Origin of the sequence: Ralstonia insidiosa (assembly GCF_008801405.1) — a bacterium.
GTDB classification, from domain to species: Bacteria; Pseudomonadota; Gammaproteobacteria; order Burkholderiales; family Burkholderiaceae; genus Ralstonia; species Ralstonia insidiosa.
In genome coordinates this window covers 714,039-726,216 of record NZ_VZPV01000001.1, presented here as the reverse complement: position 1 = coordinate 726,216, position 12,178 = coordinate 714,039, and the positions used below count along the sequence as shown (strand labels likewise).

Annotated in this window: 13 protein-coding genes; 12 read left to right on the top strand and 1 reads right to left on the bottom strand. The window is 65.2% G+C overall.

Translation table 11 applies throughout. From position 1 onward, the window contains the following. Positions 1–16 precede the first annotated feature (16 nt). The 6 genes from F7R11_RS03500 (at position 17) to F7R11_RS03475 (ending at position 4,992) form a co-directional block, all read left to right on the top strand. On the top strand, positions 17–703 hold the full coding sequence (locus tag F7R11_RS03500; RefSeq protein ID WP_021196188.1) for a hydrolase: 687 nt from the start codon (positions 17–19) through the stop codon (positions 701–703). A gap of 108 nt (positions 704–811) precedes the next feature. Continuing rightward, a complete protein-coding gene (locus F7R11_RS03495) occupies positions 812–1,633 on the top strand; it encodes an alpha/beta fold hydrolase (protein ID WP_021196187.1) in 822 nt (273 codons plus the stop codon). A gap of 86 nt (positions 1,634–1,719) precedes the next feature. Beyond that, the gene (locus F7R11_RS03490; protein WP_064801232.1) at positions 1,720–2,007 is read left to right on the top strand and encodes a XapX domain-containing protein; all 288 of its coding nucleotides are present in this window, start codon (positions 1,720–1,722) and stop codon (positions 2,005–2,007) included. A 19-nt stretch (positions 2,008–2,026) separates the two neighbouring features. Next, the gene (locus tag F7R11_RS03485; protein ID WP_021196185.1) at positions 2,027–2,446 is read left to right on the top strand and encodes a DoxX family protein; all 420 of its coding nucleotides are present in this window, start codon (positions 2,027–2,029) and stop codon (positions 2,444–2,446) included. A 10-nt stretch (positions 2,447–2,456) separates the two neighbouring features. Then, a complete protein-coding gene (locus F7R11_RS03480; protein WP_064801229.1) occupies positions 2,457–4,295 on the top strand; it encodes an amidohydrolase in 1,839 nt (612 codons plus the stop codon). After that, positions 4,285–4,992 carry a YoaK family protein gene (locus F7R11_RS03475; RefSeq protein ID WP_064801227.1) on the top strand — a complete coding sequence of 236 codons (708 nt, stop codon included), beginning with the start codon at positions 4,285–4,287 and terminating at the stop codon, positions 4,990–4,992. Before F7R11_RS03480 ends, F7R11_RS03475 begins: the two co-directional genes overlap by 11 nt. 19 nt (positions 4,993–5,011) lie before the next feature. Here the strand turns inward: F7R11_RS03475 and F7R11_RS03470 are convergent, their stop codons facing one another. Beyond that, the gene (locus F7R11_RS03470) at positions 5,012–5,722 is read right to left on the bottom strand and encodes a GntR family transcriptional regulator (RefSeq protein ID WP_064806122.1); all 711 of its coding nucleotides are present in this window, start codon (positions 5,720–5,722) and stop codon (positions 5,012–5,014) included. 298 nt (positions 5,723–6,020) lie between these two features. Here F7R11_RS03470 and F7R11_RS03465 point away from each other — a divergent pair, with 298 nt between their 5' ends. The 6 genes from F7R11_RS03465 to F7R11_RS03440 all read left to right on the top strand — a co-directional run bounded on the left by F7R11_RS03465 (position 6,021) and on the right by F7R11_RS03440 (position 12,178). Continuing rightward, entirely contained in the window at positions 6,021–7,088 is a 1,068-nt protein-coding gene (locus tag F7R11_RS03465) for a porin (protein WP_064801225.1), read from the top strand. A gap of 147 nt (positions 7,089–7,235) precedes the next feature. Beyond that, positions 7,236–8,282 (top strand): ABC transporter ATP-binding protein, encoded by a 1,047-nt coding sequence (locus F7R11_RS03460; protein ID WP_064801222.1) that lies wholly within the window; start codon positions 7,236–7,238, stop codon positions 8,280–8,282. Between the two features lie 69 nt (positions 8,283–8,351). Further along, positions 8,352–9,617: an ABC transporter substrate-binding protein gene (locus F7R11_RS03455; protein WP_064801220.1), complete on the top strand. Its 1,266-nt coding sequence runs from the start codon at positions 8,352–8,354 to the stop codon at positions 9,615–9,617. Positions 9,618–9,641: 24 nt separating this feature from the next. Then, complete coding sequence (locus F7R11_RS03450) at positions 9,642–10,547, top strand: ABC transporter permease (protein ID WP_064801218.1); 906 nt, start codon at positions 9,642–9,644, stop codon at positions 10,545–10,547. Between the two features lies 1 nt (position 10,548). Beyond that, entirely contained in the window at positions 10,549–11,445 is an 897-nt protein-coding gene (locus F7R11_RS03445) for an ABC transporter permease (protein ID WP_064801216.1), read from the top strand. 16 nt (positions 11,446–11,461) lie between these two features. Further along, on the top strand, positions 11,462–12,178 hold the full coding sequence (locus tag F7R11_RS03440; protein WP_064806120.1) for an aspartate/glutamate racemase family protein: 717 nt from the start codon (positions 11,462–11,464) through the stop codon (positions 12,176–12,178).

Below are 12,178 nucleotides of genomic sequence, written 5' to 3'. Positions count from 1 at the left end.
CCCAAGGGATACGGCCATGACGAACCCCAAGCTGGAAGTCCTCACCCCGCAGAACTGTCAACTGATCTTCATCGACCACCAGCCGCAAATGGCCTTCGGCGTGCAATCGATGGACCGACAAGCCCTGAAGAACAACACCGTCGGTCTTGCCAAGGCTGCGAAGATCTTCAACATCCCCACCACCATCACCACCGTCGAGTCGGAAAGCTTCTCCGGCTACACCTACCCTGAACTGCTCGACGTATTCCCGGGCAAGGAACTGCTCGAACGCACCTCGATGAACTCGTGGGACGACCAGAAGGTACGCGACGCCCTGGCCAAGAACAACCGCAAGAAGGTGGTCGTCGCTGGCTTGTGGACGGAGGTGTGCAACTGCACCTTCGCGCTGTCGGCCATGCACGATGCCGACTACGAGATCTACATGGTGGCCGACGCCTCGGGCGGCACCTCCAAGGAGGCGCACGACTACGCCATGCAGCGCATGGTGCAGGCCGGCGTGGTGCCGGTGACGTGGCAGCAAGTGCTGCTGGAATGGCAGCGTGACTGGGCACACCGCGACACGTATGACGCCGTGATGAAGCTGGTGAAGGAACACTCCGGCGCCTACGGCATGGGCGTCGACTACGCCTACACGATGGTGCACAAGGCACCGCAGCGCACCGCCACGCCGCACGAGGCGCTTGCGGCGGTGCCTGCCCGCTGATCGCGCTGCCACCCAAGCCATATCCCTGCCCCCGGGCGACGCCTGCGCAGCAACGCTGCTGTTGCACGCGCCGCCCGATTCGCCATCACGCACACCTCCATTCCCATCATGCAAACGATCACGACTCAAGACGGTACGCGCATCTTCTACAAGGATTGGGGCACCGGCAAACCGGTCGTCTTCTCTCATGGCTGGCCGCTCAACGCCGACGCCTGGGACGCGCAGATGCTGTTCCTCGTGCAGAAGGGCTTTCGCGTCATCGCGCATGACCGGCGCGGCCACGGCCGCTCTGACCAGCCTTCGCAAGGCAACAACATGGATACCTACGCCGACGATCTGGCGGCGCTGCTCAACGCGCTCGACATCCAGGGCGCCACGCTGGTCGGCCACTCCACCGGCGGCGGCGAGGTCGCGCACTACATCGGCCGCCACGGCACCCAGCGCGTTGCCCGTGCCGTGCTGATCGGCGCCGTGCCGCCCATCATGCTCAAGACGGCATCCAACCCGAAGGGCTTGCCGATGGACGTGTTCGACGGCATCCGCAAAGGGGTGGCCGACAACCGCTCGCAGTTCTACCGCGATCTCGCCACGCCGTTCTTCGGCTTCAACCGGCCGGATGCCAAGGTCTCGCAAGGCACCATCGATGCCTTCTGGGCGCAGGGCATGACCGGCGGCATCCACGGCCAGTACCTGTGCATCAAGGAGTTCTCCGAGGTCGACTACACCGAAGACCTGAAGAAGATCGACGTGCCCGTATTGTTCCTGCACGGCGACGATGACCAGATCGTGCCGATCGACGATTCGGCCAAGCTGGGCGTGGAGCTGGTGAAGCACGGCACGCTGAAGGTCTACCCGGGCGGCTCGCACGGCATGTGTGTGACCGAGGCGGACAAGGTCAACGCGGATCTGCTGGCGTTCCTGTCGTCCTAAACTGGGTGAGCCGGTGCGCGGCAGCGCGCGTGCACCGGCCCCGACGACCCCGGCAACCGCCCGACAACCGCCCGACTGGAGGCCTCATGAAGCCCTATCTCATCTCGATTGGCGTTGGCATGCTGGTCGGCATCATCTATGCGTTGCTGCACGTACGCTCACCCGCGCCGCCCGCGATTGCGCTGGTCGGGCTGCTCGGCATGCTGATCGGCGAACAGATCGTGCCGACCGCGCAACGCCTGCTGGCCGGCGAACCCATCACCATGGCGTGGTTCCGCCACGAGTGCGTGCCCAAGATCACGGGCGCGCCGCCCAAGGCACCGGACGCCGATGTGGCGGTGGCGTCGGATCGCACGCCGCCCAATCCAACGTAACTGGACAGAGGCGATTGCCATGACACGCCTTTCGCTCGATTCGACCAACGCCGCAGTACCAGCCGACACCACGCTGCATGCTGGCCTGCTGTTCCTGCGCGTCACCGGCAGCGCACTGCTCATTGCCGTGCACGGGCTGCCCAAGGTGCTGCACTACAGCCAGGAACTCACCCGCATTGAAGACCCGTTCCACATGGGCGCTACGCCCACGTTGCTGCTGGCGATCCTGTCGGAAACGGTATGCCCGTTGCTGATTGCGCTGGGCGTGCTGACCCGCCTGGCGTGCCTGCCCATCGTCGCCACGCTGCTGGTGGCAATGCTGGTGGTGCATCCGGATTGGTCACTCGCTGACGGGCAGTTCGGCTGGATGCTGCTGATCATCTTCACCACTGTCCTGATTGCAGGGCCGGGACGTTTCTCGCTGTTTCCCAAATACTGATATCGACACCATGACTGCCGACCTCATCCTGCACAACGGCCGCATCCACACGGTCGACCGCGAACGCCCCTCCGCCAGCGCCGTTGCCGTGCGCGACGGCCGCTTTGTTGCCGTGGGCGACGATGCCACGGTGATGGCGCAGCGCGGCGCCACCACCCAGGTGATCGACCTGCGCGGGCGCACCGTCATCCCCGGCCTGAACGATTCACACCTGCACCTGATCCGGGGCGGGTTGAACTACAACCTGGAGCTGCGCTGGGAAGGCGTGCCCTCCCTGGCCGACGCGATGCGCATGCTCAAGGAGCAAGCTGCACGCACCCCATCACCGCAATGGGTGCGCGTGGTCGGTGGCTGGACAGAGTTCCAGTTTGCCGAGCGCCGCATGCCCACGCTGGAAGAGCTGAACCAGGCCGCACCCGACACGCCCGTGTTCGTGCTGCACCTGTACGACCGCGCGCTGCTCAACCGTGCCGCGCTGCGCCAGGTCGGCTACACCAAGGACACGCCGAACCCGCCCGGCGGCGAGATCCAGCGCGACGCATCGGGCGAGCCCACCGGCATGCTCATCGCCAAGCCCAACGCGATGATCCTGTACGCCACCTTGGCCAAGGGGCCGAAGCTGCCGCCCGAGTACCAAGTCAACTCCACGCGCCAGTTCATGCGCGAGTTGAATCGCCTGGGCGTGACCAGCGCCATCGATGCAGGCGGCGGTTTCCAGAACTACCCGGAAGACTACGAAGTCATCCGCGAACTGTCGGCGCAGAACCAGCTCACCATCCGCATCGCCTACAACCTCTTCACGCAGAAGCCGAAGGAAGAGCTGGCCGATTTCAAGAACTGGACCGGCACCGTGCAATACCGCCAGGGCGATGATTTCTTCCGCCACAACGGTGCTGGCGAAATGCTGGTCTTCTCTGCGGCAGATTTCGAAGACTTCCTGCAGCCGCGCCCCGACCTGCCCGAGACGATGGAGCAGGAGCTGGAAACCGTGGTGCGCCACCTCGTTGCGCAGCGCTGGCCGTTCCGCCTGCACGCCACGTACGACGAATCGATCTCGCGCATGCTCGACGTGTTCGAGCGCGTGAACCGCGACATTCCCTTCAACGGCCTGCCGTGGTTCTTCGACCATGCGGAGACGATCACGCCGCGCAACATCGAACGCGTGCGCGCGCTCGGTGGCGGCATCGCGATTCAAGATCGCATGGCCTTCCAGGGCGAATACTTTGTCGACCGCTACGGCGCAGCCGCTGCTGAACAGACACCGCCCATCAAGCGCATGCTGGCCGAAGGCGTGCCCGTGGGCGCCGGCACCGACGCCACGCGCGTGTCGAGCTACAACCCGTGGACATCGCTGTATTGGTTGTCGAGCGGGCGCACCGTCGGCGGCATGGCGCTGTATCCGGAAGGGCTGCCGCGTGAAGTGGCGCTGGAGCTGTACACGCACGGCAGCGCGTGGTTCTCGGCAGACCAGGGCAACAAGGGGCAGATCAAAGTCGGGCAGCTCGCTGATCTGGCGGCGCTGTCGGCGGATTTCTTCAGCGTGCCTGAGGCCGACATCAAGACCATCGAATCGGTGCTGACGGTGGTGGGTGGGCGCATCGTCTACGGCGCGGCGGAGTTCACCGAGTTCGGCCCGCCGCCGATTCCGGTGCTGCCGGAGTGGTCGCCTGTGGCGCGCGTGCCGGGGCACTGGCGGCCGGCTGCGCCGTTGCAGCAGCAGGTGCATCAGTGCGTCGGTTCGTGTTCGGTGCACGGCCACGCGCACCAGAAAGCGCGCACGGCCAATGTGCCGACCACCGACTTCCGCGGTTTCTGGGGCGCCTTCGGGTGTTCGTGCTTTGCCTTCTGAAACCGCGGCAACGCCGACGGCTGCGCCGCCGTCGGCACACTTCCTGATCCTGCAGGGCAGCCTGCTGGCGTTCGTGGCGGGCTATGTGGACGTGGTGGGCTTCGCTGCGCTGTTCGGGCTGTTTACCGCGCACGTCACAGGCAACTTCGTGATGATCGGGCTGGAATTGGCCGGCACCGGACAAGGCGTGCTCGCCAAGCTGCTGGCACTGCCGACGTTCGTGCTGGCCGTGGCGGCAACCAAGCTGGCTGTGAGCGCGCTCACGCGGCGCGGTGTGGCGCCGGTGCGACCGCTGCTACTTGCGCAGGCCGTGCTGCTGTTGGCCTTCATGGTGGCGGGCTTGCTAGCGCTGCCGATTCAATCGGCCGATGCACCGGCCACGATTGTCGTCGGGCTGATCGGCGTGGCGGCCATGGGCGTGCAGAACGCCAAGGCGCGCATCGTGCTGTCGGAACACGCACCCACGACCATCATGACGGGCAACACCACGCAGATCGTGATCGATGTGGTGGAGCTGCTGTCGCCGGGGAGTGCGCAGAAGGGCGCGGCGCGCACGCGGTTGCGGAAGATGGTGCCGCCGCTGTGCGGATTCGCCATTGGCGCGGTGTTGGGGGCGCTGGCGTTTTCTTTCTTGTCGTTCTGGTGTGTGGTGCCGCCGTTGTTGATTTTGCTGGCGCTGGCGGTCATGCAGCGTTAGGCCATCCCCCGCCCACCGGTCAGACCTTGACGCGGTGGAACAGCTTGGAGAAATCGATCGCCTCCACCTGGCGCGGCTCAATCTCCAGCGCGGCGATGTACTCCCCAAGATGCTCGCCCATCAGCCGGGCAGCGCGCTCGCCATCGCGGCGCTCCACCGCATCCAGAATGGCCAGGTGTTCGTCATGGCCGCAACTGGGGCGCGCCGGAGATTCATAAAGACCAATCAACAGCGATGTCCGCGCCACCAGCGTGCGCAGCATCGACGTGATGATGGGGTTGCCGTTGGCCTCGGCCAGTTGGATGTGGAAATCCCCCGAGAGGCGGATCCAGTCGCGCCAATTGCCGGATTCGCGGCTGGCGTGTTCCGCAGCCGCCAGCGCACGCAACTCCGTGAGTTGCCCCGCAGTGGCGTGCCGCGCCAATTCCCGCACCGAGCCGGTCTCCAGAATCAGCCGCGCACCAAAAACCTGGCGGGCCTCGGTGGCGTCATGCACGGCAATCGTCGCGCCGCGGTTGGGCTGCAGCTCGACCACCCCTTCATGCGCCAGCTTGACCAGCACCCGGCGCAATGTCCCCCGTGTGATACCGAACGCCTTGCATAACTGCGCTTCTACCAAGCGGGTGCCCGGCGGCAGCTTCTGTTCAAGGATGGCGTCGTACACCGCATCGGAAATGCGGGCGTCGACTTCGGCGTTGTTGCGCCGGGGGGTGGAGGTCGGGGAGGTCATCGGCTCGGGCATCCCGTCATTCTAATCGAGCAAACCGCGCTTGGATTGTGCACAACCCTGAAGCCAATCTGGCCGACGTTGGTGCAGCATCTTCAAGAAAACGCCCCCAAACCCTAGCGTTCTTGCACCAGAAACAAGCGAAACCCTGCGATTTTGCTTGGCACGGTTACTGCATGTAGACAAGCGTGATTGTGCACAATCCAAACGAAGCTTGTACTCAACATAAAACGCAATGCCGGGAGCGGCCACTGACCTTGCAAAGGCGGTCGCGCCAATTCTTTGAGGGGAATCACCTGTCATGAGCACCACTATCAAGCTGGGCGCTGCTGCCCTGGCATTCGGGCTGTCTGGCGTGGCCGCTGCGCAATCCAGCGTCACGCTGTCAGGCGTGATCGATACCGGCGTGAGCTGGACCAACCATGCCGGCAACGGCTCGCAAAGTCTGACCGGCGTGTCGGACAGCATCCTGGGCGTGTCCAACTTCGGGCTGAGCGGCAAGGAAGACCTGGGCGGCGGCGTGAGCGCGCTGTTCAACCTGCAAGCGGGTTTCAACCCGAGCAACGGGCGCATGTCGTCCAACGGCACGCTTTTCTCGCGCAATTCGTATGTCGGGCTAACGTCGGCATCCGGCACGCTCACCGCCGGCAAGCAGTGGAACTTCAACGACGACTGGCTGGTGGGCAGCGTCTTCAAGGGCGGCTACAACTCGGGCTCGATCTTCAAGTTCAGCGAGTTCGACGCCGTGAGCGAGCTCTACAACAACACGGTGAAGTACGTATCGCCCACCCTGGGCGGCGCGCAGTTTGGCGCGATGTACGGCTTCGGCGAAACCGCCGGTTCGCTCTCGCAGGGCTCGCTGTTCAACCTGGCGGCACGCTATAGCGGCGGCCCGGTGTACCTGGCGGCCAGCTACGACCAGGAGCGCGATGGCAGCGGCACGGGCTCGCTCTACAAGCTCTTCACCGTGGGCGGCAGCTACACGTTTGGTGCGACCAAGCTGCGCCTCGGCGCAGCCCGGGCCGATGTGGGCGGCACGGGGGCGTTCCAGTCGATCCCGAGCATGTCGGCACGCAAGGCCTACGCCCTGGAAGGTGGCGTGGATTACGCCTTCACCACGGCCTTTACCGGCTCGGCCGACGTGCTGTACCGCCGTAACACGACGCTGTCGAACAGCTCGATGGTCTACCGGCTGCTGGGGCTGTACAGCCTGTCGAAGCGCACAACGCTGGTGGCCAACGTGGCGTACCTGAAGAACTCGTCAAGCGCGACGGAAGCGCTGGTCAACACCACGTCGGGCGCCATCGGTGGCGGTGTGGCGGGGACGAGCCAGACGTCGGTGGCGCTGGGCGTGCGCCACATCTTCTGACCCACGCGGAGCCAGTCGCGCCGCTTGCCCCGGCATGTGGCGCGACTGCCCGCAGATGTGGCCACACGCACCAGAACGACGCATGGCCCACACGCGCACAGTGAAATTGCCGCGCGCAGACAGGCACACCTATTGCACCACCCCGACATGACCCGCGCACCCACCGCCCCCACAGACTCCCTCGAACTCGTTGCGCTGACCAAGCGTTACGCACATGACGCTGTGGCCGTCGACGCCATCAACCTGCGCGTGCCGGCCGGCAGCTACTGCTGCTTGCTTGGGCCATCGGGCTGCGGCAAGTCGTCCACGCTGCGCATGATTGCCGGCCACGAGCACGTGAGTGACGGCGACATCCTGCTGGGCCACCGCAACATCACCAACCTGCCGGCGGCCGCCCGCGGCACGGCCATGATGTTTCAGAGCTATGCGCTGTTTCCGCACCTGAGTGCGCTCGACAACGTGGCCTTCAGCTTGAAGATGCGCGGCATCAGCGCGAGTGAACGGCGCAGACGCGCACAGGCACTGCTGGAGCGCGTGGCGATGGGCCACCTGGCGCAGCGTCGTCCGGGCGAGTTGTCGGGCGGCCAGCAGCAACGCGTGGCGCTCGCGCGTGCGCTGATCATGGAGCCGCGCGTGCTGCTGCTCGACGAGCCGCTCTCTGCGCTCGACCCGTTCCTGCGCACGCAGATGCGCGCCGAACTGAGGCGCTGGCAGCAGGAGCTGGGGCTGACCTTCGTGCACGTTACGCACTCGCAGGAAGAGGCGATGGCGCTGGCCGACCAGATGGTGGTGATGAACCACGGCCGCATCGAACAGGCGGGCAGCCCGCGCGAGGTCTACAACCAGCCGGCCAGCGCGTTTGTCGCCACCTTCATCGGCGGGCACAACCTGCTGGAAGACGCGAATGGGCCAGTGGCCGTGCGCATCGACCGCATGGCACTGCATGCCGATGAGGCCACCGCCGGAGATCGCCCGCGCGTGCGCGGTCGCATCTGCGACATCGAATACCAGGGCACGCACGTGCTGGTGGGGGTGGAGGGCGTCACGTTCATGTCCTCACCCTTGCCCTCGCAACGGCTGACCGTGAGCCTGCCCGAAACCGACAGCGCCATCCCGCACCTGGCGCTGCATCAGCCCATCTGGGCCTCGTGGGATGCCGCGCAAGCGCACCGCTTGCCCGCTACCTCCGCCTGACATCCGAATTCCAATCCGCAGCCTGACGGCTTCAGGCGCTGCCTTCACCTTCCTATCAGGGGTTGCTTCATGTCTGACGATTCCATCGACTTCAAGGCCGGCCGCCGCACCGCACTCAAGGGCATGGCCGCCATTCTGGCCACCGGCATCGCGCCGGTCGTCCTCGCGCAAGAGAAACTGACCTTGCGCTACCTGGGTACGGCGGTCAACCAAGACAAGCTGATTGCCGAGAAATTTGAGGCCGACACCGGCATCCGCGTGCAATACGTGGCGGTAACGACCGATGAGATCACCAAGCGCGCCGTCACCGCGCCGAGCAGCTTCGACCTGATCGACACGGAGTACTTCTCGCTCAAGAAGATCGTGCCGACAGGCAACCTGCTGGGCATCGACGCACGCCGCATCAAGAACGCTGACAAGATCACGTCGCTCTTCACCAAGGGCGAAGTGGCCGGCAAGAAGGTGGGCGACCAAGGCACCGCGCCGAAGAAGGTGATGTACCTGCCGGGCGCCAACGCAACCACGTTTGCCACGTCACCCACGCAGTTCATGACGCTGATCCCGACCGTGTACAACGCCGACACGCTGGGCATCCGCCCTGACCTGATCAAGCGTCCGATCAGCTCGTGGGCCGAACTGCTGAACCCGGAGTTCAAGGGCCGCGCGTCGATCCTGAACATCCCGTCGATCGGCATCATGGACGCGGCGATGGTGGTGGAGGCCAAGGGCATCCACAAGTACGCCGACAAGGGCAACATGACCCGCGCCGAGATCGACCTCACCATCAAGACGCTGATCGAAGCCAAGAAGGCCGGCCAGTTCCGCGCGCTGTGGAAGGACTTCAACGAAAGCGTGAACCTGATGGCCTCGGGCGAGGTGGTGATCCAGTCGATGTGGAGCCCGGCGGTGACGGCCGTGCGCAGCAAGGGCATCGACTGCACGTTCCAGCCGCTCAAGGAAGGCTATCGCGCGTGGGCGGCCGGCTTTGGTATTCCGAAGACGGTGTCGGGCAAGAAGCTCGACGCGGCGTACGAATTCATCAACTGGTTCCTCGACGGCTGGGCCGGTGCGTACCTGAACCGCCAGGGCTACTACAGCGCCGTGCTGGAAACGGCCAAGGCCAAGATGGAACCGTACGAGTGGGCGTACTGGATGGAAGGCAAACCCGCCGCCCAGGACATCAAGAGCCCCCACGGCGACGTGCTCGCCAAGGCCGGCAGCGTGCGCGATGGCGGCAGCTACGAACAGCGCATGGGCGGCATCGCCTGCTGGAACGCGGTCATGGACGAGAACGAGTACATGGTCCGCAAGTGGAACGAGTTTGTCGCCGCTTGATCGCCTGAGCCACTCAACATCGCCATGACACCCACTCCGCCCACTCCAACCGCTGCCGGCACCTTGCGTCCGGGCCTGCAGGCGCTGCCGTTTGCGGCGGTGTTCGTCGTGTTCTTTCTCATCCCGCTGGGGCTGGTCGCGATGGTCAGCTTCTGGGATTTCAACGAGTACGCGCTGCTGCCGACCTTCACCTTGCGCAACTACGCCAAGCTGTGGGAAGGCTGCGGCCATCTCAATGAATACGGCGATTTGTGCGTGACGGCGTCGACGTATCTATCGACGCTGCGCTTTGCGCTCGGCACCTGGGCACTCACGCTAGTGCTGGGTTTTGCGCTGGCGTATTTCCTGGCGTTTCACGTGCGATCGGCTGCGGTGCAGACGCTGCTGTTCGTGGTGTGCACGGTGCCATTCTGGACCTCCAACGTGATCCGCATGATTTCGTGGATTCCGCTGCTGGGCCGCAACGGCCTCGTCAACCAGACGCTGCAGGCCATGCACCTCATCAACCAGCCGCAAGACTGGTTGCTGTACTCGAACTTCTCGGTGCTGCTGGCCTACGCACACCTCTACACCATGTTCATGATCGTGCCGATCTTCAATTCGATGATGCGCATTGACCGCGCATTGCTCGAAGCCGCGCGCGACGCGGGCGCAAGTGCATGGCAAACGCTGTGGCACGTGATCGTGCCGCTGTCGCGCAGCGGCATCCTGATCGGCTCGATCTTCATCCTGACCATCGTGATGGGCGACTTCGTGACCGTGGGCGTGATGGGCGGCCAGCAGATTGCCTCGGTCGGCAAGATGATCCAGGTGCAGACCTCGTATCTGCAGTTTCCGCTGGCGGCGGCCAACGCCGTGGTGCTGCTGCTGACGGTGCTGATGATCATCTGGGGCCTGACCCGCGTGGTCGACATCCGCAAGGAGCTCTGACATGCGCCCACGTTTTCGTGAACCACGCGCCCCCGGCTTCTGGCCGCTGGCGTGTCTCTTCGCGCTGTTCGTGCTGTTTCTCTACGGCCCCATGCTGACAATCTTCGCGCTCAGCTTTCAGGGGCCGGACGGCGGGCTGACGTTTCCGATGAATGGGCTGTCGCTGCATTGGTATCGTCAGCTTGCCGAAGGCCTGGGCGTGGTCGACATCGGCGCAGCATTCCGGCGCTCGCTGGCGCTCGGCGCGGTGGTGATGGCGTTGACCATGGGGCTCTCGCTACTGGCCGCATTGGCGTTTCGCAAGCGGCTGCGCGGCGGTGGCGCGCTGTTCTATGTGACGGTGGCGAGCCTGATCATGCCGTCGATCGTGGTGTCGCTCGGCATCGGGCTGCAGTTCCGGTTGATCGACACGGGCATCAAGGCCCTGCTCACCGCATGGGGCATGGGCGATCAGGCCGACAGCTTCGGCTCCACGCTCGGCCAGTGGACTTCCGCACTCGGCGCGCACCTGACGTGGACGCTGCCGTTCGGCCTGCTCATCATGTTTGCCGTCTTCAACCGCTTCAACCCCGCCTACGAGGAAGCCGCGCGCGACCTCGGTGCCACGCCTTGGCAGACCTTCCGCCATGTCGTGTTGCCGTTGATCGCGCCATCGCTCATCGGCGTGGGCATGTTCGGCTTCACGCTCAGTTGGGATGAAATCGCGCGCACCTCGCAGGCCATCGGCGATGTCAACACGCTGCCGCTCGAACTGCAGGGGCTGACCACCACCGTCACCACGCCGGCCATCTACGCGCTGGGCACGCTCACCACCGTGGTGTCGTTCGTGGTGATGGGGCTGACCATGCTGGCCATCGTGCGGTTGCGCCGCCGCCAGAGCGCAGGGCGCGTTGACTGAACACACGCGAATGACCATGGCTCCTGAATCGGCCGGCCCGCGCCGGCTGTTGCTGATCAACCCGAACACCACGGCCGCACTCACGCAGACGCTCGCCCGCTACGTGCAAGCCGCGTTGCCGGGCGATGTTGTTGTGGAACCCGTCACCGCCCGTTTTGGCGCGCCGTATATCGCCACCGAAGTCGGCTATGCAGTGGCCGCGCATGCGGCGCTCGACGCGTGGACGACAGCGCTGCAGCGTCCACCTGATGCCGCCATCATCGGCTGCTTTGGCGACCCGGGGCTCTTCGCGCTGCGCGAGGTGGCGCCCTGCCCGGTCACCGGCCTCGCGGAAGCTGCGTTGATGGAAGCGGCCGCGCACGGCACCTGCGCGGTCGTGACGGGTGGGCATGCATGGGGGCCGATTCTGGAGCGCTTGCTGCCCACGCTGCAACACGGCCACACCGTGCGCGACATCCATACCGTGGAACTCGACGGCGCCGCGCTGTATGCGGCACCAGATGCGGCGGAGCAGGTTCTGCTGGGTGCGTGCACAACGCTGCTGCGTCGCCAGCCGGTGGATGCGATCGTGCTGGGGGGTGCCGGGCTCGCCGGTGTGGCACAGCGTCTGCAGCCTCACGTGCCCGTACCGCTCATTGACAGCGTGACAGCGGCGGCACGCCAAGTGTGGGATGCGCCGCGCGGGGGGCATGGTGCGTTACCGGCGTGGGTTGCGCACGCCATGCACGCGTGA

What these genes read in the sequence shown, in the direction of transcription:
- F7R11_RS03445 (WP_064801216.1), top strand. Translation starts at nt 10,549, where the DNA reads ATGCGCCCACGTTTTCGTGAACCACGCGCCCCCGGCTTCTGGCCGCTG.
- F7R11_RS03490 (WP_064801232.1), top strand. Translation starts at nt 1,720, where the DNA reads ATGAAGCCCTATCTCATCTCGATTGGCGTTGGCATGCTGGTCGGCATC.
- F7R11_RS03465 (WP_064801225.1), top strand. Translation starts at nt 6,021, where the DNA reads ATGAGCACCACTATCAAGCTGGGCGCTGCTGCCCTGGCATTCGGGCTG.
- F7R11_RS03480 (WP_064801229.1), top strand. Translation starts at nt 2,457, where the DNA reads ATGACTGCCGACCTCATCCTGCACAACGGCCGCATCCACACGGTCGAC.
- F7R11_RS03455 (WP_064801220.1), top strand. Translation starts at nt 8,352, where the DNA reads ATGTCTGACGATTCCATCGACTTCAAGGCCGGCCGCCGCACCGCACTC.
- F7R11_RS03485 (WP_021196185.1), top strand. Translation starts at nt 2,027, where the DNA reads ATGACACGCCTTTCGCTCGATTCGACCAACGCCGCAGTACCAGCCGAC.
- F7R11_RS03495 (WP_021196187.1), top strand. Translation starts at nt 812, where the DNA reads ATGCAAACGATCACGACTCAAGACGGTACGCGCATCTTCTACAAGGAT.
- F7R11_RS03440 (WP_064806120.1), top strand. Translation starts at nt 11,462, where the DNA reads ATGGCTCCTGAATCGGCCGGCCCGCGCCGGCTGTTGCTGATCAACCCG.
- F7R11_RS03500 (WP_021196188.1), top strand. Translation starts at nt 17, where the DNA reads ATGACGAACCCCAAGCTGGAAGTCCTCACCCCGCAGAACTGTCAACTG.
- F7R11_RS03470 (WP_064806122.1), bottom strand. Translation starts at nt 5,722, where the DNA reads ATGACCTCCCCGACCTCCACCCCCCGGCGCAACAACGCCGAAGTCGAC.
- F7R11_RS03460 (WP_064801222.1), top strand. Translation starts at nt 7,236, where the DNA reads ATGACCCGCGCACCCACCGCCCCCACAGACTCCCTCGAACTCGTTGCG.
- F7R11_RS03450 (WP_064801218.1), top strand. Translation starts at nt 9,642, where the DNA reads ATGACACCCACTCCGCCCACTCCAACCGCTGCCGGCACCTTGCGTCCG.